The sequence below is a fragment of the Clostridium vincentii genome, from assembly GCF_002995745.1.
GTDB lineage: Bacteria > Bacillota > Clostridia > Clostridiales > Clostridiaceae > Clostridium > Clostridium vincentii.
Genome location: NZ_PVXQ01000005.1, coordinates 16,384 through 36,849, shown reverse-complemented (window position 1 = coordinate 36,849; position 20,466 = coordinate 16,384). Strand labels below are relative to the sequence as shown.

Here is a 20,466-nt window from a genome sequence, read left to right as displayed (position 1 = left end):
CACCCTATAGTTCTTATCATTATATTCTATGAAAGAGAACCTAAAAAACATGTAAAAATATTAGCTAAAGAGAAATATAGTGATTTTACTAATAAAAGAACGATTTCGTGTAGAGAAACACGAAATCATCCTTTTTTAATCTTAAATATGGTATGATTTACATATAGAAATAAGAAAAATTTGAGACGAGAAAAGGCTCACATTTAGAATTAGAGCTCATGATAAGAAAGGGAGATGAGTATGTCAATTAGATTGGAAGGACTATATTATAATTATGAAAAGAAATTTGAAATAAGCCTTATTGCAGGACAGGAAGGGATGGGGAAACTTGTTCAATGGGTACATATAGTAGAAAATGAAAACGTAGATGGATATATTAGTGGTGGTGAACTTGTAATAACCACAGGAGTGCCATATAAAGAAAAGTCATGGTTGCTTAACCTTGTGAAAAGTTTACACGCAAATAATGCTTGCGGAATAATAGTAAATATTGGACCTAATATAGAATGTATACCTATAGAAATTATTGATTTTTGTAATAAGAATAAATTTCCGTTATTAACTATACCATGGCATGTACACCTAGTGAATTTAACTAGAGAATTTGCCAATAAAATTGTAGGCAGTGAACAAAATGAACTGAGTATTTCTGAGGCTTTTAAAAATGCTATTTATTCTTCAGAAGATATTGAACTATATAGGTCACAACTTGAGAGATATGGTTTTGAAGTTGATAGTGATTATTGTGTTATTACTATTAAAATTGAAGACTATGATAAAGAAAATAACGATTTTAACATTAATCTTGCTAGATATAAGATAAAAGCAATTATTAATCAAGTTAGTGAAAAATTCAGTATCATCAATGATAATAATTTTTTAGTTCTAATTTTAATTGATATGGAATATGACGAAATTATGTCTTGTATAGAAGTTATAGAACAAGAGTTATTAATGAAAAAAGCTGATTTTACATTTCATATGGGAATAGGAAATATTTTAAGTGGTATTACATATTTGGGCACAAGTTATAAACAAGCAATTTCATCTTATAAAATGGCGATTAAAAATGAATCATATCATATGTGCTATAAAGATATGGGAGTTTATAAATTATTGATATCTATGGAAAATAATGAAATACTACAAGAATTATATTATGAAATTTTCCAAAAGCTATTAGAATTTGATGAGATTAATGGCACTGAGTATATCAATTTTTTAAGGGAATATATTAATCATAATGCTAGCGTACAAGAAATGGCAGATTATATGTTTGTACATAGGAATACTATAAACTATAAAATTGAAAAAATTAAAGAAATTACAGAGTATGATATGAGAAATGAAGAAGATAAATTTAAAATTATGTTGGCATTAAAAATACAAGATATTCTTTAGGATAACTAATAGTCAAAAAAATTTAAATATAAGTTTTATAGTATGTATTAAGCATATGCACAAATAAGTTTGGAAGTATGCTTATTGTATCAAAGAATAGCAACTGGTATAATTAAGAAAACAAGACAACTTAAAATAAAGAAACAAATTAAAAGACGAAGAGGTCATTTAAGATAACATAGTTGCTGTCTTAAATGACTTATTTTTTTTAGAGGAGGCAGTTATTATGAAGAAAAAATTTTTAGCAGTAGTTATGGCAGTAGGATTAAGCATGTCATTGATAGCATGTGGAGGACAATCAGATCAATCAACATTAGAAAAAATTAAGGAGGAAGGGAAATTCACATATGCATTATCAGGTGCTTATCCACCATTCAATTCCATTGATGATAGCGGTGACGTAGTCGGCTTTGATGTGGATATTGCAAATGCACTTGCTAGTGAGATGGGAGTTGAGGCTGAACCAATTACAACTCAATGGGATGGTATTGTTGGAGGATTAAAAAGTGATAGATTTGACACAGTTATTGGTGGTTTGGCTATTACAGAGGACAGATTAAAGGAAGTAAGTTTTACTGAACCATATTATTATGATGGTGCACAATTTTTTGCAAAGAAAGATTTAAATTTAAACTCAATTGAAGATTTAACAGATGGTAAAGTAGGAGTTGTTACTGGTACAACTTTTCAAAAAGAACTAGAGACTATGGATAATATTAAAGAAGCAGTTCAATTTGAAAGTGATATTGAGAACTTTATGGCAGCTTCAGACGGACGTTCAGATGGAATTGTAACTAGTAGATTTGTAGGGATACAAGCACCAGCTGAATATAACTTAGTAGCTGTTGGACCTTTGCTTTATACAGAGGATATTGGAATTGCTGTACGTCAAGAAGATGAAGATCTATTGAAAGAATTAAATAGAGCATTAAAAGTAATAACTGAAAATGGAACTTACGAAGAAATAAGTCAACGTTGGTTTGGTACTAATATATTAGAAAAGTAATCTTGAGTAGATATGTGGTTAGATAACTACATATCTACTTATATTTTAATAATAAGGAGAGAATTTATGGAAATAGTAGAGTTTTTATTAGGAATTAAGGATGGGGTAGTTGAGTTCTTTTCTACAGCAATTGAATATTTACCTAACTTTTTACCGGGTGTATTGATTACTTTAGAACTATCAATTTTATCAATACTTTTAGGTACAGTTTTTGGTCTTTTTGCAAATATATTAAAAATGACAAAAATAAAGCCATTATGCATAATAACTGATATTTATGTAGCACTTGTTCGTGGAACACCGCTATTGTTACAGTTATTTTTTATATTTTATGCTTTACCGCAGATGGGGATTAAATTAGATCGATTTGTTACAGCTGTTGTGGGGCTAGCTTTCCATAATGGTGCATATATTAGTGAAATTTTCCGTGGTGCAATTAGATCAGTTGATTATGGACAAGACGAGGCAGCATGTGCTATTGGAATGAGTAAATTCCAAGCATTTAGACATGTTATCTTTCCTCAAGCATTTAAAAGCGGAGTTCCAGCATTAGGAAATCAATTCCTTTTGGCAATCAAAGATTCATCTCTTGCAAGTGTAATAACTATTTCAGAGACAATGATGATTGCAAGACAGACTGCAGCGGCAACATACTCTATTTTCCCAATTTATTTTGATGCTGCTTGTTTCTATATGGTTCTTACATATGGAATGAGTAAGATACTAAAGATGATTGAGAACAGATTAAAACGTAATGAGAGGCGAGCATAAATGATTGAAATAAAAAATTTACATAAAAGTTTCGGAAAGTTAAAAGTAATTAAAGGCGTAGATTTTAAAATAGAGCGTGGAGAAGTAGTAAGCATAATTGGATCAAGTGGATCAGGTAAAAGTACATTTCTTAGATGTATAAACTTTCTTGATAAAAAAGATAAAGGGAAAATTTTATTTAATGGAAAAGTTGTTGGAAAAACTCCTTTTGAAATTAATAAATTCAGAGCAAAAGTAGGAATGGTATTTCAAAATTTCAACCTATTCTCTAATATGACTATATTAGAAAATGTGATGAGTGGACCAAGAATTGTGCAAAAAAAGACAGCTGAAGAAGCAGAAAAGATTGCTAGACTTTATTTAACTAAAGTTGGATTAGAAGATAAAGTAGATACATATCCAGATATGCTATCAGGAGGGCAAAAACAAAGAACTGCAATTGCTAGAACATTAGCAATGAATCCAGATGTTATACTTTTTGATGAGCCAACTTCAGCTCTTGACCCAGAACTTGTAGGGGAAGTTCTTGTGACTATAAAAGAACTTGCAGAACTTGGGATGACAATGATTATAGTCACTCATGAGATGGCCTTTGCAAAAGAAGTTTCAGATAGAGTAGTATTTTTTAATGAAGGAAAAATTGCTGAAATTGGAACTCCTGATGAAATATTTAATCATCCAAAGCATGAAAGACTACAGAGCTTTTTAGATAGCGTAAATTTATTTTAGGCACATAAAAGATAATAACAAACCAGTATGCAAAATACACAAGCATACTGGTTTGTTATTTTTTTTGATTGCATCTTAAATGGCATAAATCTTCTTTAGATTATTATACTTCTATAGAAGAGGGTGTAAATATGAATAAAGAATCTTGTGTACTAAATCCATTTTTTAAAAAGAAATATCCGGTAATAACTCATGGAAAAGGTATATATTTATATGACTCAGATGAAAATGAATATATTGATGGTACAAGTGGAGCCGTACTTGTAAGCCTTGGGCATGGTATGAAGGAAATGGGAGATGCATTAAAAGAGCAATCTGATAAGATATCATTTGTTTATCGTTGGGATTGCGTGACAGATGTATTAGAGACCGCATGTCAAAAAATTTGTGAAGCATCTGACTATGATTTCACTAAAGTATTTAGTGTTAGTGGAGGATCAGAAGCCGTTGAAATTACAATGAAATTAGCAAGAAGGTATTTTATAAATATTGGATTAGATAATAAATATAAAATTATTTCTAGGTGGCAAAGTTATCATGGGAGTACTATGGGGGCATTATCTATAACTGGTTTTACAGGAAGGCGAAAAGGATATGATCAATACCTTACTGATTTTGGTCATATTCCCCCAGCTTACTGCTATCGCTGTTGGTATAACAAAGAACGTGGAAAATGTAATTTTGAATGTGCACAAGCTTTAGAGAATGAGATATTATGTCAAGGTGATGATACTGTAGCCGCGTTTATAATGGAACCGGTTTCGGGAATGTCTATATGTGGTAATTATCCTGAAGAGGGTTATTACACACGAATTAGAGAAATATGTGATAAATATAATGTACTGTTAATCGATGATGAAGTCATGGCTGGAATAGGGAGAACAGGAAAATATTTTTCCTATAAACATTTTAGAATTATACCTGATATTATTGCTTTAGGAAAAGCTCTTTCAGGTGGTTATTTCCCAATTGGAGCAGTTGCATGTAGTGAGAAAGTATATCAAGGTTTGAATGCAAATTCTGGTGAATTTTTAGCAGGATATTCTTGGGCAGGTAATCCTCTTGGGGCTGCAGTTGTTGTAAAGACATTTGAAATATTAAAAAAGAATCAGTTAGTTGAAAAAGTTGCCAAAAAAGGTGAGTATCTTTTAAAAGGTTTAATCCAGATGGCAAAGAAACATCCAAGCGTAGGTGAAGTACGTGGCTTAGGGTTAATGATTGGTATAGAGTTTGTTCAGGATAAAAAAACTAAGGAACCATTTGACGCAAAAGTGAAATATTCAAGTCTGATTAGTAAAGCAGCACTTGAGCAAAAAATGTTTTTAGAAACAAGTACAGGGTGTGACAAAGGAGTTAGAGGTGATATGGCCATGGTAGCGCCTGCTTTTATTGTAGAATATACTGAACTTGATGAAATTATAAGACGAATTGATTGTGTGATTAGTTCTGTTGAAGAAGGATTGAAAATTTATTAGAGATATGAAAAGGAGTAAATATCTTGATTGAAAATCAATATAATAAAATTAAGACATTAGAATATGCAATGGAGTATATTAAAAACGGAACTACTTTAATGTGTGGTGGATTTGGTGGGGTTGGAACTTCGCCATTAATTACAAAGGCCATTTTTGAAAAGAATGTACGAAATTTAATACTAATCAGTAATGATGCAGCATTCCCGGAAGTAGGAATAGGGCCAGTAGTATGTAATGGACAGGTTAAAAAAATGATTACTACACATATTGGATCAAATCCTATAGCAGGTAGATTAATGACAGAAAAGAAAATGGAGGTTGAATTTATACCACAGGGTACTTTCGTAGAATGTATCAGAGCAGGTGGTGTAGGTTTAGGTGGAGTTTTGGTTGATAGTGGAATAGATACAATGATAAGAAAAAACTATCAAATAATAGATGTGAATAATAGGGCTTATATGGTAGTACCTGCAATAAGAGCTGAAGTAGGAGTTATTTATGCTAAGAAAGCGGATCCATATGGCAATTTAATATATGATAAAACAGCAAGAAACACTAATCCTTTAATGGCTATGGCATGTGACTTAACAATTGTTCATGCGCAAGAGATTGTCTCAATTGGTGAACTAGATCCAGAGGAAATTATTACTCCAGGTATATTTGTAGATATAATTGTCACTGGTGAAGGGGGAAGATGGACATGGCCATGGCAAAAAGAGAATTAATGGCAAAACGTGCAGCTCAAGAAATTGAAGATAATTCTGTAGTAAACCTAGGAATTGGAATTCCTACCTTGGTTGCAAATTATGTTGGGGAGAAAAAGAATGTATGGTTTCATGGAGAAAATGGGCTGTTAGGTATAGGAACTTCACCTAATAAAGGCAATGAAAATGAAAATAATACTAATGCAGGAGGATTTCCATGTACAAATGTCCAGGGATCCTCTTATTTTGATAGCTGTACATCCTTTGCGATTATTCGTGCTGGCTTAATTGATTTAACTATTTTAGGTGCATTAGAAGTATCTGAAAAAGGAGATCTTGCAAATTGGATTATCCCAGGAAAGTTAACACCTGGAATTGGTGGCGGCATGGAATTAGCCCAAAAGGCAAAAAAGGTTATAGTGTTGACTACTCATGTAAATAAGAATGGTGTGTCTAAAATAAAGAAATTATGTACTCTGCCAATCACGGCTTTAAAGTGCGTAGATTTAATAATTACAGATCTTGCAGTAATGAAGGTGAGAAATAATAGACTAGAGCTTGTAGAAATATTTTCACACACAACAATAGAAGAAGTTTTGAGAAAAACAGAAGCAGAATTATTTATTCCAGAGAATGTAGGAGTTATTAATTATGCAAGGGAGTGAAAATAATAATGAAAAGAGATGCTGTAATTATTTCGGCTGTAAGAACTGCAGTTGGAAAATATGGTGGAAGTTTAGCATCAATAAAGGATTATGAATTAGGAAGTATTGTTATTAAAGAAGCGGTAAAACGAAGTAACATTGATCAAAATGAGATTGATGATGTTTATTTTGGGAATATATTAGGATTACCAGGAAATGTTGCTAAGGTTTGTGCAATTGGAGAAGGTCTTCCAGATCATATACCGGCGACAACTATAGACAGGCAATGTGCATCAAGTCTAGAAACAGTTGGAATTGCTACAGCTATGATAAAAAGTTGTATGGGAGATATATACGTAGTTGGCGGATGCGAAAGTATGACAAATAAACCTTATTATTTAGAACGAGGAAAAAAACCATATCAAATGGCAGCACCAAAATTTTTAGAATCCATGTTTGTACCACCAGAGTTTGAGCAAATTTCTATGGGAGAAACAGCTGAAAATATTTTAGATATTTATCCGTTTAGCAGAATGGAATTAGATGAATTCTCTTTTAAGAGTCATTTACGTGCTTTAAAAGCAATTAAAGATAATAAATTTAAGGATGAAATTATTCCTGTAAAAGTTAGGCTTGGTAAAAAGGAATTTATATTTGATATAGATGAATCTCCAAGAAAAGAAATAAATATGGAAGCATTATCAAAACTTTCTTCTATTTTCAGAGTAGGAGGCGAGGTAACGGCAGGAAATAGTATTGGTGATAAAGCAATGCAAAAAGCAGCAGAAATTATGTCTGCATCTGCAATAGATATTTTATTAGATCCAATCATTATAAAAGAAGCAAAACAAGAGTTTAATGATAGATTAGGGACACGAATATATAAAACACTACTACCAATAGATATAGAGCCACCGCTAAAAATCAACCTAAAATAAGATTAGAATCATCTTTTCAAATGCTTTTAATTCATTATAGTGAATGAAGAACGAAGTACAAGCATATATAAGATATATATATAAAATTTAGGAGGATATTATGAGTTACACAACTGAAAGACAACCAGAAGGGATAGCAAAAAGTGTAGATGGATTTCTAAGGGAAGGTCTTATAGCAGAATTGCTGGCAATTAACGATTATAGGTACTTTATAGCATCAACAGATAATAAGGAATTAAAAGAAATATTTTATGAAATTATGGATGATGAGAAGAGCCATTACGCAATGTTTTTAGAAGCTTTAAGATCAATAGATGAGGAATTAAAGGGATTAAAGGAAGGCGCAGAAAAAAATATAAAAATATCAGATAAGGGAAAATATAGTGATTACAATAATAAAAGTAATAAGAATACTAATCTTCTTGTAAATATTAGAGATGCAATAAAAGGAGAGCTAGAAGCTATATTACTTTATGAACATTTTATACTTAATTTAAGTGATAATACTATAAGAAGAATTATTAAAGAAATAATCACAGATGAGAAAGAGCATGTTGAAGAATTGACAAGAGTCTTAATTATTTTAGATAAGGATAAGTATGGAAATCTTAAGTGCTAAAAAGAAGAGGATGATTTCGTGTAGAAAAGCACGAAATCATCTTTTTTTTATTTTACTTATATGTATACATATATTATACTTAAAGTAGTAAAAAAATTACTAAATGTTAATATACTTCTGCGCCTTGGGTGCAACGAAAGGAATGTAGTTAAAATGGATAATTTAAAATCAATTCTATTAGGAGAAATACCTGAGTTTAGAGAATTAGGACATAAATTTATAAAAAAAGAAGTAACTTCAATGGACTTTAAAAAGGTTTCTGGAGGTATGGGAGTATACGCTCATCGTGGTGGAGCAGAATTTATGGTAAGGTTAAGGATTCCATCAGGAATTATAACTAAAGAAGATTTAAAAACCGTATATAATTTTGCCTTTAAATATAATTTGAATAGCGTACATTTAACTACTCGCCAATCTATACAAATACATAGTTTATCAATAGATCAGATTTGTGACATAATTGAAGAGGGTTTAAAAAAGGATATTTATACAAGGGGAGCTGGTGGAAACTTTCCAAGAAATGTTGCTATGTCACCACTAGCAGGAGTAGATCCTGAAGAGGAATTTGATGTTAGCCCATATGCAAATGAAGTAGGCAAACATATTTTAAAGAAAATACATCTGTATAAGCTACCAAGAAAAATGAAAATAGGATTTTCTAATAGCGAAGAGGATGAGGCACATTGTACAGCTACAGACCTTGGATTTTTAGCGGTTAAGAAAGATGGTAAAGAGTATTTCAGATTATTTTTAGGTGGTGGTATTGGACGTAATCCAGCATTGTCAGTAGATTATGATGAATTGGTTGAACCTAAAGATGTACTATATCATGTAGAGGCAATAACAAATCTCTTTATAAATGAAGGCGATTATGAAAATAAAGCAAAAGCTAGAATAAGATTTATAGTTCAGAGAATGGGTAAGGATGAGTTCATAAAATGCTATAAGAAATATTTACAGGAAGCCAAGGATAATAATAATTTAGATGTTAATCCTGTAACTAGATATGATCGTAAGCCTGGAATTAAAACAATTGTTAAAAATCCTAGATTATTTAGCCAAAAGCAGAAAGGCTTATATAGTGTTTATTTCCATCCCATTGGTGGAAATTTAAAACTAGATACTATGAAGCGTATTTTAGATAAATTAGATAAGATTAATGGCAGCGAAATAAGGCTTACAATGACAGAAGGATTATATATAAGGAATCTAGATGGCAGAGAAGCTAAAGATTTGATTAAACTTACAAAAAATCTAGGCGGCGATACAAAATTAGAGCAATCAGTATGCTGTATAGGAGTTCCAACTTGCCAGATAGGAGTACTTAATAGTCAAAGTACCTTAGAGGATACTATAAAATTATTTAGAGATAATAACTTTACAAAGGATATTCTTCCTAGAGTCCGCATTTCAGGATGCCCTAATTCTTGTAGTGTACATGAAATAGGTGAGATAGGACTAACTGGGAAAATGAAAAAAGTAGAGGGACAATCTAGAAATGTATTTGAGTTACATATGGATGGTAGTCATGAGATAGATAAAGCTCGTCTTGGTATTAATTATGGAGATTTGCCACAGGAGAAAGTCCCAGAATTTTTATATGAATTAGCACAATTAGTTGATATTTCTGATGAAACTTTTTATAAATGGATTGAAACATCTCAAGAGAAGTTTAAGGAATTAGTAGAGAAATATATAGTTTAAGTAAATCGAAAATCAAAGAAATAGCACAGTTGTATACTACGGCTGTGCTATTTTGAATATAATAATGAGAGTAAATCATTTTTTTTAAGGAGGATTTATTAAATGAAAATTGGAATTATAGGACTAGGAGATATAGCACAAAAGGGATATTTACCAGTACTTACTGAAAAAGAAGATGTAGAGGTTATACTCTGTACTAGAAATATTGACACTTTAAATAAATTATCAGAAAAATATAGAATTACTCAATCAGTTCAAACGGTAGATGAATTAATAAAAAAAGGTATAGATGCAGCTTTTGTAAGTACTGCCACAGTGGCTCATTTTAAAATAGCAGAAAAGCTTCTTCAAAATGGTATTAATGTATACATAGATAAACCAATATCATTAAACTTTGAAGAGACTAAAAAGCTAGTAAAACTAGCAAAGGAAAAAGGTCTAGTTGCTATGGTTGGGTTTAACAGAAGATTTGCTCCTATGATAAATAAACTAAAAGAGCATGGAAAAGCAGATATCATTATTATACAGAAAAATAGATTTAAATTTCCAGATGAAACAAGACGTGCTATTGTTGAAGACTTTGTACATGTTGTTGATACTCTTCGTTTCTTAATGGGTACTGAGGTAAAAGATCTTCATGTTCGCTACTTAGAGAAAGATAATTTACTTCATAATGTAATTATTGAATTAATTGGAGATGAATGTACTGCTATTGGAATTATGAATAGAAATAATGGCGTTACTGAAGAAATAATAGAATATATGACTGCTGAAAATAAATTCGTAGTAGATAATTTTGTGGAAACAACTCAGTTTCATGATAAAGATATGAATATATCCAAATTTGGTGACTGGCAACCGACATTATATAAACGTGGATTCTATCAAATAGTAGATCATTTTATTAGTTGTGTTGAAAATCATGAAACACCAGAACCATCTATTGCAGATTCTTTGATCACTCATGAAATCTGTGAAAAAATTGTAATGATGATAACAAAATAGACTAGAAGGATATTAAACAGTTGTATATAAAGAGTAGAATAGTGTAGAAATAGGTTTAAATTAGATAAAAGAGCATTACCATCCAAATAGTTGGAGGGTAATGCTCTTTTTGATTTCTTAATAAATTCGAAAGAATTATCCCAAGTATTTTGTAAAAACTACCTTGTATAATTAGTTGTATTAGGGGGATGACATATGAAAAAATTGAGGAATTTTTTAATATTATTTGTGATAATAGTTATAGCAATAAATATTTATCAATCTATACAAAAAAAAGATGTAGATGGAGAAACTTTATATTCTAATGCAGATGTATATAATTTTCTAGATGACAAATGGAATAGAACGAATGTAAATGCTACAGCAACAAAATTAAATAATGGTAGTTCAGCTAATACCTGTGTTTATTTTATAGCTGAAGTATTAAGGAAAAACAATTTTAATGTTCCTAATGAAACAAATAACATATCCCAAATTTTAACTTTTTTAAAGGCAAAGGGTTGGGAAAAACAAAGCAATTATGAGGAACTAAAACTCGGAGATATATGTTTCACAACAGATGGGGATGGCGATAAAAATGGAGTTCCAACCCATACCTATATTTTTATGAAATGGGTAGAGGAAGGTAACTATGATTATGCATATATATGTGACAATCAAGCAAAGGATTATAAGGGCAAGGTCTACCATATTAGAAATATAAAGGTTGTAGATAAAGCAAATGGTTATAGTAAGGATGCCTTTGCATTTTATATGAAGAAGATCTAATTGTGGGAGAGACTTATAAACATGTATAATGTAAAAAAGGGGTGAATATTGTGGCCAAATATAATGTTTTAGTTGTAGATGATGATTATGAAATAAGGGAAGCTATTGAAATATATTTGAAAAATGAGGGGATAAAAGTATTTCATGCAGTAGATGGGATAGAAGCCTTAGAGGTTCTAGAAAGAGAAGAAATTCACCTTATATTAATGGATATAATGATGCCTAGAATGGATGGAATTAAAGCTACATTTAAAATTAGAGAAAGTAAAAACATTCCCATAGTAATGTTATCAGCTAAATCAGAGGATACTGATAAAATATTAGGACTTAATATAGGAGCAGATGATTATATTACAAAACCTTTTAATCCAATGGAATTAGTAGCTAGAGTTAAATCTCAGCTGAGAAGATATACAGACTTTGGAAATTATAAAGAGAGTGAAGATGAGATAAATGTTAGAGGACTTATATTAAATAAAAATTCAAAGATGGTGACAGTGGATGAAAAAGAGAGGAATCTTACCTCTACAGAATATAAGATTCTTGAACTTTTAATGAGGAATAAGGGAAGGGTATTTTCAATTGAGGAAATATATGAAAGAGTTTGGGGAGAACCATTTTATAATGGAGAAAATACTGTGTCAGTTCATATAAGAAGAATAAGAGAGAAGATAGAGATTAATCCAAAGGAACCAAAATATCTGAAGGTGGTGTGGGGTATTGGTTATAAAATTGAAAAGTAAATATAGATTTTTTATAGTTTTTATTATATCTGTTTATATGCTTGGACTAACAACCCTGGCAGTAAGTGATTTAATAAAAAATAGAAGTTATTTAAAGACAGATACTTACTTTACTAGCTCAGAATTCAAATCTGAATTCAAATCTGAATTAAGGGGTTATGCTTATAATATACGAGCACTTAATGGTATATACAAAGATTATTCCCTAAAATCAGATGATTATAAGGTTACAGAATATGAGGTAACCTCATCTAAAACAGTATATGATTCTAATTTGCAAGATAGGGAATATGAAATATACAACAAATATCAATATAGTATAGATGAGGCAAAGAATCTAAATAATATACCTGAGGTTAATAGGTTAATTGAGGCAAAAAATAAAGAACTTGAAGAGATGAAAATAAAAAACACTAAAACTTTAGAAGACTTAAAAAAGGAAATAGTTGCATATAAAAATGAAGACTATGAAAATATTAAAAGTGCTATAAGTGAAACAGCTATGATAAAATACTATATTACAAATGCGAAAAACACTGTTATAAATACAAATATAGAAGATATTTCAGATATAGATAAGTATGTGAAAGATAACGCCTTATACAGTATAAAATTTTCTGAAGAATCTTTAGATAAGAATACTGATGAAATGTTCCCTATAGATCAGTTAGTTAGTGAAACTAGCGGAGAATTATATTTTATTGTTCCGAAGGATATAGATAAAAATAGTTCTATATATGAGAATTACAATTACTATAATTCTGTAAAAGAAAGACTTATTAAAGAAATGGTAATTGCCATTGTCTCATTAGTAATAGGACTTCCTATTCTAATATATTTATTGAAGAAAAAGAAGGACGAGATAACCATTCTTCAAAAGGGAATAAAGTGGTACAAAAAAGTACCCTTAGATTTAAAAATATTTATATTTTTAATATATCTCTTTATAATGAAGATATATCTTAATAATTTGATGTTTTTTTATAAGCCCTATGAATTCACACAAATTTATAGCATTACGATTGTAGCCGTTTATATATTCTATCTTATTAAGAATGTGCAGCTGGCAATTGATTTAAAAAGAAATAAAGAAGGATTTAGAGAAGTGATAAAAAAATCTCTATTGAACAGATTATTACGTAGCCATGTAATTCAAAGTGATAAGTTTAAAATTCTACTTACTTTATTACTTGGAGTATCTACAATGGGAATAGTTATTTGGATACTTTTAAGGTCAAGTTTCACAGGAATGATAGCAATAGCATCAATGGCATATATACTGTGTTACATGATTTTTATGTTGTTCTACATTTCTAAGATAGGTAGATTTTTCAGTAGACTTACAAAAGGAACAGAAGAAATAGTTTCAGGAAATCTTAATTATACTATAGAAGAAAAGGGGAGCGGAGATCTTTTGAAAATAGCCCATAACATAAACAATATGAAGGCTGGATTTAAAAAATCTCTTGAAAATGAGATAAAAAGCGAAAGGCTTAAGTCTGAGCTTATAACTAATGTGTCCCACGATTTAAAAACGCCACTTACGTCTATTATAAATTATGTGGATTTACTAAAAAAAGAAGATATAACTAAGGAAGAAACACAGAGTTATATAGAAGTATTAGAAAGAAAATCCCAGAGACTTAAGACTCTTATTGATGATTTGTTTGAAGCCTCTAAAATGGCCAGTGGTGCAGTAGAATTTAATATGGAAAAGGTAGATGTAACTGCGCTTTTAAAACAAACATTAGCAGAGCTTGATGGAAAAATTAACGAGTCATCTTTAATATTTAGACTAAAGATGCCTGAGGAAAAGGTTTATGCAAATTTAGATGGGAAAAGGACTTGGAGGGTATTTGAGAATCTAATAAACAATGCATTGAAATATTCTCAACCAAATTCTAGAGTATATATTGATTTAATAGAGGAGAATAAAAAAATAATTATCATAATAAAAAATATGGCTTCATATGAAATGGATTTTGATAATGAAGAAATATTCGAAAGATTTAAAAGGGGAGATAAGTCAAGAAACACTGAAGGTTCAGGGCTCGGTCTATCAATTGCTAAGAGTATACTTGAACTTCAAGGAGGAAGTCTTTCAATTGAAATAGATGGAGACCTCTTTAAAGCCAAGGTTATTATACCCTCGATAGACTTACCAATAGAGAAGACCTATTATGAAAATAACCCTAAATAAAAATTTGAAATCATAATTTGCAAGATAATTAAGATATATAAAAAGTCTCAGCTTTAAAATATAAAGCTGAGACTTTCTTTACCATAAATTACACAGGATAAAATATCGTATTAGCAAAAAAATCGATATCTTATTGTATAAAATCATAGTATTATTATATTATATTGTATAAATAAGTGCCAGAGTACTAAATTATACAGAAGTATATACATAAAATGAATATATCCTAATATTGAAAAGAGTTAATTTAAAACGAAAGGATGGATTAAAATGTTTAGCAAATTTAAGAGTATTCGAACACAACTTTTAGCAATTTCCATAACTGTAATATTAATAGCATTAGGGGCAGTCGGTATTATAATTAATTACAGGGTATCTTCCCAAGCTTCAGATGATTATTTGAAGAATTCTAATGAACAAATGAAAATTGTATCTAAGGCTATAAATATATTTTATGAAGGGGTAGATAAAAACATAAATATGATGGCCACAAATCCACTAGTAATGAAGGCTGACACAAGTATTACTTCATATGCTAACAGCACGGATAAAGTTAATATGACACCATCAAAGAATGGTGGATTAGAACAAGAGATTTATTCAGTATTTAATCAATATGCAGAGTCTCATCCTGGCACAATGTATGTTTATATTGGAACTGAAACAGGCTCATATCTACAATGGCCTGAATCAGAGATACCAGCAAATTATATTCCAAGTGAAATAGATTGGTATAAGACAGGCTTAACCCCAAATGGAGAGATAGTAAGAACAGCTCCTTATTTAGATCCTATTAAAAATGTTTTAATAACAAGTAACGTTAGATCTCTTAAGGATTCTAATGGAAATATTATTGGTACAGTAGGAATTGATGTGGAGCAATCTGTTATTAGTGATATGTTGAAGGAAATGAAATCTGGAAGAACAGGATTTTCTATGATAGTACATAATACAGGAGTTATTATGGCAGATGGAAATAATCAGGATAATAATTTCAAACAATTAGAAGAAACCAAGATAGCAGGCCTTGATAAATTATTGGCAACAGACTTGAAATCTTTCAATGTAGAAATTGATGGAGTATCTTACATGGTTAATCCATATAAAGTTGAGGGTACAGATTGGGTTTTAGCATCATTTTTATCCTTAGATGAAATGAAAGAAGGGGCCAAGAGTCTATCATATATAGTTCTAGTTGTTTCTTTGATTATAATTATTATAACAATAGGGCTAATGACTATTGCTACCAGGAGTATTACTACACCTATAATAAAATCTTCTGAGTATTTAAAAACCATTGCAATGGGAGACTTCTCCCAAGATATTGATCCTAAGTTTTTGGCTAGACATGATGAGGTAGGTTCAATCACAAATGGAATAAATGATATGAAAATTTCATTAAAGCAGTTGGTTAATAGCATTAAAAAAGAATCATCAGCTATAGAAGATGAAGTAACTGATGTTGTGAACAATGTTATTATATTAAATTCCAGCCTTGAGGAGATATCTGCAACAACAGAAGAGTTAGCTGCAGGAATGGAAGAAACAGCAGCATCTTCACAGGAGATGTCAGCAACTTCTCAAGAAATAGAAAAAGCAGTACATTTCATAGCTTCAAAATCCAAAGAAGGTGCAAAAGCTGCTGGAATAATCACAAATAGAGCCAATGATACTAAGAAAAATGTTGATGCTTCTCAAAAGAAAGCACAAGAAATATTTACTAATACAAAAGAAAAATTGGAACAGGCAATAGAAGAGTCAAAGGTTGTAAAACAAATTAATATGTTGAGTGATTCCATTATGCAAATAACTGAACAAACTAACCTTCTAGCATTAAATGCTGCTATTGAAGCTGCAAGAGCGGGAGAAGCAGGACGAGGATTTTCAGTAGTTTCAGAAGAAATACGAAAGCTTGCTGAACAATCAAAAAATACTGTTATTCAAATACAGGATGTTACAGCAAAAGTAACCGGATCAGTAGATAACTTATCAAGCAGCTCAAATGATCTATTAACTTTTGTATCTAAAGATGTACATAATGACTATCAGGTTATGCTAGATGTCGCAGACAAATACAGTGAAGATGCAAAGTACATTGATGATCTTGTAACAGAATTTAGTAATACATCTGAAGAACTTTTAACTTCAATACAAGACATCTTGTCAGCTATAGATGAAGTAGCCCACGCATCTAATGAAGGCGCAACTGGAACAACAGGTATAGCAGATAGAGCAATAGATGCAAATAATAAATCAAATGATGTTAAGGAACAGGTCTTGAGAACTAAAGAAAGTGCAAATAGATTAAAGAAAGAGATAGCAAGATTTAAAATATAATGTTTAATCCCTAGGTGAATTTGTCTACTTTTTAAGGATTCTGTACTTCCATGTTATACTATAAATAAGGCACAGAATTAGTGTCAGGAAAAACAATCATACTGAAGAGGAAAAAAGGGTGAAGTAAAGAGTGATAATTATAATATGCAGTACCCTAATAAGGAGGAAAATAAATGGAAGAAATAAATAATATAATAAACGAAGGACAAATACATTTAACAACAAACACTATAATATTAATAGTAGCGGCTATTATTGCTTTTTTTATTTTAATAAAAGCAGCAAGCGGTATAATAAAAATAGTTGCGATAGTAGGAATTTGTTGGTTTGTATTAATGTCACTTCAAAGTACAAATATTGTTAACATACCTATAATAAAAGAAACTTATGCAGCAATAGCTGAAATAATTCCTGCACAGGAATTGTGGACAAAAGCTGTAGAAGGTGTTGATAAAATAAATAACGCTGTTAGTAACTTAAAATAATATATGTTTTTCATTATGAAGAAAATTATGGCTGTACCAATTTTGGTACAGCTATTTTTGTTGCTTCTTATAATAATACCTAATGTATTTATAAATTAATTTTGAATTATTCTTTGAGCATAGGCTTCAAGTCTAGGTATAATACAATGCATAATAGTCATAACAATTTTGAGATTCTGAGAAAAATCTGTGAAATACAATCCTTAAGTTTAAATAGGGGAATAAACAATAAATTAATTATATATTATATAGTTAATGTAAGAAAAACTAACTATATAATATCACTACAAAAATATTATCATAATATAATTATAAATCAGCTATATATTTGTCATGATATTGTCATAGAAATTTCAAGTAATTTAAGTAATATAATTTAATCAAATAAGTGAGGGGGGCAATTACAATGTTTTATAAAATGAAACAGTTTATTGCTAAATTTATTTTTATAGTTATGATTCTGGGTGTAGTCTCTTTAATGATATATGGGATTTTTTTTAGTGAAAAAGACAATAATTATAGTTTTGATCACTTACATTATGATGTGCAAATGCTTTCAGATGGTGATTCAATTGTATCAGAGGAAAGGACCTATACCTATAAAGAAGGCAATTTTACAAGGGGATATTTTGAGATTGATGGGGAAGTAGAGGATATTGCTGTATTTGAAAACGGTATCCAATACAAGCAGATTCCTAATTTCGATGAGAATCGTCCGGAAGGCTCTTATGCATTTAAAAAACAAGGAGATATTACTAATTTAGAATGGTATATGAAGGCTTCAGCAGGAGAAGAACGTACTTTTATTATAGGTTATAAGATGAAAAATACAACCACTTTATATAATGACTGTGCTATATATTTTCAAAAATTTTTAAGTCAAAAAAATACTGTTGATATTGATAAACTTACTGTGTCAGTTCAATTAGCACCTGGTGCAAATAAAGATAATACATTAATTTGGGGGCATGGGCCTTCAGATGGGAACTTAGAGTTTGATAAAGAAAATAACGGCAAAGTTACTTTTCAGTTGAATAATGTACCTGTAAAAAACTATGTGGAGGCAAGATTTGTTTTAGATAGGAATCTTATGGCTAGTAGTAAGTATATTCATAATGAGGACATGCGGGATTTGGTAATAGTTGAGGAAACAGCAGCTGCTAAAGAAGCAGATAGAAATCGTAGGATAGCTGGATTTTCTTCCCTTACTGCTTATTTGCTTGCAGCAACTCTAGTTATTTTACCAATTGTATTACGTATTAAAAAACGTGAACATTTTACAAGGTTTATTCCAGAAATGACTCCTACTTATTATAGGGATATCCCTGAAAATATACCTCCAGCTGTTCTGGATAAGTTATATTGCTACTATGATAAAGGTGGAAAAATTTCGAATCAAGTATCAGGAACTTTTATAGATATGATTTATAGAAAAATTATCATTGTGTCATATAGACAAAAAGGTAGAAAAACAGAAACCTATATAAGCCTTGCAAAAAAGGAGTATAAAGCTAATGAGATTACAGAGTTTGAAAAATCCCTTATAAGGTTATTTTTTACTGATATAGCTCAGGGAAGAGAAGCTGTCTCTATGAATGAGATAAAAAAATTCTGTAAGCAGAAAAAAAATGTAGATGCTACTTCTAAAATGATAGATACTTTTAGTAAAAAAGTAGATGCAATGTGGAATAGATATAAGTATGTTGAGAATAAAAAGAACATTGTACCAAAGGTTTTTACTCTACTTATTATAATTTCTTTAGTAATAGCAGTAGGGGCTTTTTCTCTATTCTCTGCTAAGGTTATGCCTTTGTTTTCTGGTGCATATTTAATTTTGATTGTAGGAGCTTCTTTATGTTTTATAATTACGTTAATAGTTTCTAGGAGTAAAAAAATGTTAAATCAAAAAGGGGAAAACTTTCTTGCACTATGGAAGGGCTTTTACAAATTTTTAAATGATCTTACATTACTTGATGAAAAAGAACTTCCAGAACTTTTTATGTGGGAAAGATATTTGGTTTATGCCACAGTCTTAGGTGTAGCAGAAAAAGTATTAAAGGTACTGAAATTACGTTATCCACAATTAAATGATGAAGAATTTGTAAAAAATAATATGATATTTTTCGCATCAATAAGTTCAACAAATATGAATTCTATAGGTGGGTTAAATGATATGACCTCTTCAATAAAAGCTGCTGTAAGAGATGCACAAAATGTGATTTCAAATATAGCATCATCATCTTCTTCAGGAAATGGAGGTGGATTCTCCTCAGGTGGAAGTTCAGGTGGAAGTGGTTCAGGTGGATCTACAGGAGGTGGAATGGATTAAATTATGGATAATAAAGATTCAAAGCAATTAATTAATTGGGAAATAGAAATTGGTATGATTACTAATATAGGAGTCATTAGGGAAGTCTTCAAAGTATTTGCAATAGCTTCAGCTATTCCAGCAGTGTTTGTTTTTATTTTATGGGCATTGGATGGATTTCCTGAAATTATAGATTTAAAAGACTCAAAAAATTTCATATTATTAATCTTCATTACTATTATTGGAACAGTATTACTAATTTTGCTCACAGGAAATAAATATCCCATAAGATATGAGATTACCCCACAAGGTGTAACCTTTATTACATTAGATAAGAGAAAAAAGAAAAATAAAATTATAGCATTACTTCTTATTTTATTAGGTGCTGCAAAAAACAACCCCACAGCTGTGGGTACTGGGCTTTTGGCATCTAGCCGTCAGAATATGTACACTAATTGGAAGAAGGTTAAGAAAGTAATATATCATAAAAAAAGAAGGTCCATTTCTTTAGTAGCCTCAGATATGACTAAAAATATATTGTTTTGCAATGAAGAAAATGTAAAGGAAGTATTTAATGCGGTAAGACTATATTGTCCTAAGGCTAGATTAATAGAAAAATAATAGAATAA

General features: G+C 30.4%; 18 protein-coding genes. All 18 read left to right on the top strand.

The window, feature by feature from the left end; all coding sequences use genetic code 11:
- The first annotated feature begins 240 nt into the window (after nt 1–240).
- Complete coding sequence (locus CLVI_RS03305) at nt 241–1,401, top strand: PucR family transcriptional regulator (RefSeq protein ID WP_170065574.1); 1,161 nt, start codon at nt 241–243, stop codon at nt 1,399–1,401.
- A 226-nt stretch (nt 1,402–1,627) separates the two neighbouring features.
- Nucleotides 1,628–2,407, top strand: a complete 780-nt coding sequence (locus CLVI_RS03300; RefSeq protein WP_106058696.1) for a transporter substrate-binding domain-containing protein — start codon at nt 1,628–1,630, stop codon at nt 2,405–2,407.
- 66 nt (nt 2,408–2,473) lie between these two features.
- Nucleotides 2,474–3,178, top strand: coding sequence for an amino acid ABC transporter permease (locus CLVI_RS03295; protein WP_106058695.1), 705 nt, complete (start codon nt 2,474–2,476; stop codon nt 3,176–3,178).
- Nucleotides 3,179–3,907, top strand: a complete 729-nt coding sequence (locus CLVI_RS03290) for an amino acid ABC transporter ATP-binding protein (RefSeq protein WP_106058694.1) — start codon at nt 3,179–3,181, stop codon at nt 3,905–3,907.
- A 131-nt stretch (nt 3,908–4,038) separates the two neighbouring features.
- Nucleotides 4,039–5,382 carry an aminotransferase family protein gene (locus CLVI_RS03285; RefSeq protein WP_106058693.1) on the top strand — a complete coding sequence of 448 codons (1,344 nt, stop codon included), beginning with the start codon at nt 4,039–4,041 and terminating at the stop codon, nt 5,380–5,382.
- Between the two features lie 23 nt (nt 5,383–5,405).
- Entirely contained in the window at nt 5,406–6,107 is a 702-nt protein-coding gene (locus CLVI_RS03280; protein WP_242980537.1) for a CoA transferase subunit A, read from the top strand.
- Nucleotides 6,083–6,751, top strand: a complete 669-nt coding sequence (locus CLVI_RS03275; protein WP_341458732.1) for a 3-oxoacid CoA-transferase subunit B — start codon at nt 6,083–6,085, stop codon at nt 6,749–6,751. Before CLVI_RS03280 ends, CLVI_RS03275 begins: the two co-directional genes overlap by 25 nt.
- A gap of 8 nt (nt 6,752–6,759) precedes the next feature.
- Nucleotides 6,760–7,668, top strand: coding sequence for a thiolase family protein (locus CLVI_RS03270; RefSeq protein WP_106058691.1), 909 nt, complete (start codon nt 6,760–6,762; stop codon nt 7,666–7,668).
- 100 nt (nt 7,669–7,768) lie between these two features.
- Nucleotides 7,769–8,287: a ferritin family protein gene (locus tag CLVI_RS03265; RefSeq protein WP_106058690.1), complete on the top strand. Its 519-nt coding sequence runs from the start codon at nt 7,769–7,771 to the stop codon at nt 8,285–8,287.
- A 153-nt stretch (nt 8,288–8,440) separates the two neighbouring features.
- Nucleotides 8,441–9,991 carry a nitrite/sulfite reductase gene (locus CLVI_RS03260; protein ID WP_106058689.1) on the top strand — a complete coding sequence of 517 codons (1,551 nt, stop codon included), beginning with the start codon at nt 8,441–8,443 and terminating at the stop codon, nt 9,989–9,991.
- Between the two features lie 102 nt (nt 9,992–10,093).
- On the top strand, nt 10,094–10,996 hold the full coding sequence (locus CLVI_RS03255) for a Gfo/Idh/MocA family protein (protein WP_106058688.1): 903 nt from the start codon (nt 10,094–10,096) through the stop codon (nt 10,994–10,996).
- 195 nt (nt 10,997–11,191) lie between these two features.
- Nucleotides 11,192–11,764 carry a hypothetical protein gene (locus tag CLVI_RS03250; protein ID WP_106058687.1) on the top strand — a complete coding sequence of 191 codons (573 nt, stop codon included), beginning with the start codon at nt 11,192–11,194 and terminating at the stop codon, nt 11,762–11,764.
- Nucleotides 11,765–11,814: 50 nt separating this feature from the next.
- Entirely contained in the window at nt 11,815–12,507 is a 693-nt protein-coding gene (locus CLVI_RS03245; protein ID WP_106058686.1) for a response regulator transcription factor, read from the top strand.
- On the top strand, nt 12,485–14,707 hold the full coding sequence (locus tag CLVI_RS03240; protein WP_242980536.1) for a HAMP domain-containing sensor histidine kinase: 2,223 nt from the start codon (nt 12,485–12,487) through the stop codon (nt 14,705–14,707). The genes CLVI_RS03245 and CLVI_RS03240 overlap by 23 nt, the downstream gene beginning before the upstream one ends.
- Nucleotides 14,708–14,977: 270 nt before the next feature.
- Nucleotides 14,978–17,044, top strand: coding sequence for a methyl-accepting chemotaxis protein (locus CLVI_RS03235; protein WP_106058685.1), 2,067 nt, complete (start codon nt 14,978–14,980; stop codon nt 17,042–17,044).
- 173 nt (nt 17,045–17,217) lie between these two features.
- The gene (locus CLVI_RS03230) at nt 17,218–17,529 is read left to right on the top strand and encodes a hypothetical protein (RefSeq protein ID WP_106058684.1); all 312 of its coding nucleotides are present in this window, start codon (nt 17,218–17,220) and stop codon (nt 17,527–17,529) included.
- A gap of 406 nt (nt 17,530–17,935) precedes the next feature.
- The gene (locus CLVI_RS03225; RefSeq protein WP_106058683.1) at nt 17,936–19,858 is read left to right on the top strand and encodes a DUF2207 domain-containing protein; all 1,923 of its coding nucleotides are present in this window, start codon (nt 17,936–17,938) and stop codon (nt 19,856–19,858) included.
- A gap of 3 nt (nt 19,859–19,861) precedes the next feature.
- Entirely contained in the window at nt 19,862–20,458 is a 597-nt protein-coding gene (locus CLVI_RS03220; protein ID WP_106058682.1) for a hypothetical protein, read from the top strand.
- Nucleotides 20,459–20,466 lie beyond the last annotated feature (8 nt).

Coding starts and splice junctions, on each gene's coding strand:
- CLVI_RS03305 (WP_170065574.1), top strand. CDS start 241: ATGTCAATTAGATTGGAAGGACTATATTATAATTATGAAAAGAAATTT.
- CLVI_RS03300 (WP_106058696.1), top strand. CDS start 1,628: ATGAAGAAAAAATTTTTAGCAGTAGTTATGGCAGTAGGATTAAGCATG.
- CLVI_RS03295 (WP_106058695.1), top strand. CDS start 2,474: ATGGAAATAGTAGAGTTTTTATTAGGAATTAAGGATGGGGTAGTTGAG.
- CLVI_RS03290 (WP_106058694.1), top strand. CDS start 3,179: ATGATTGAAATAAAAAATTTACATAAAAGTTTCGGAAAGTTAAAAGTA.
- CLVI_RS03285 (WP_106058693.1), top strand. CDS start 4,039: ATGAATAAAGAATCTTGTGTACTAAATCCATTTTTTAAAAAGAAATAT.
- CLVI_RS03275 (WP_341458732.1), top strand. CDS start 6,083: ATGGCCATGGCAAAAAGAGAATTAATGGCAAAACGTGCAGCTCAAGAA.
- CLVI_RS03270 (WP_106058691.1), top strand. CDS start 6,760: ATGAAAAGAGATGCTGTAATTATTTCGGCTGTAAGAACTGCAGTTGGA.
- CLVI_RS03265 (WP_106058690.1), top strand. CDS start 7,769: ATGAGTTACACAACTGAAAGACAACCAGAAGGGATAGCAAAAAGTGTA.
- CLVI_RS03260 (WP_106058689.1), top strand. CDS start 8,441: ATGGATAATTTAAAATCAATTCTATTAGGAGAAATACCTGAGTTTAGA.
- CLVI_RS03255 (WP_106058688.1), top strand. CDS start 10,094: ATGAAAATTGGAATTATAGGACTAGGAGATATAGCACAAAAGGGATAT.
- CLVI_RS03250 (WP_106058687.1), top strand. CDS start 11,192: ATGAAAAAATTGAGGAATTTTTTAATATTATTTGTGATAATAGTTATA.
- CLVI_RS03235 (WP_106058685.1), top strand. CDS start 14,978: ATGTTTAGCAAATTTAAGAGTATTCGAACACAACTTTTAGCAATTTCC.
- CLVI_RS03230 (WP_106058684.1), top strand. CDS start 17,218: ATGGAAGAAATAAATAATATAATAAACGAAGGACAAATACATTTAACA.
- CLVI_RS03225 (WP_106058683.1), top strand. CDS start 17,936: ATGTTTTATAAAATGAAACAGTTTATTGCTAAATTTATTTTTATAGTT.
- CLVI_RS03220 (WP_106058682.1), top strand. CDS start 19,862: ATGGATAATAAAGATTCAAAGCAATTAATTAATTGGGAAATAGAAATT.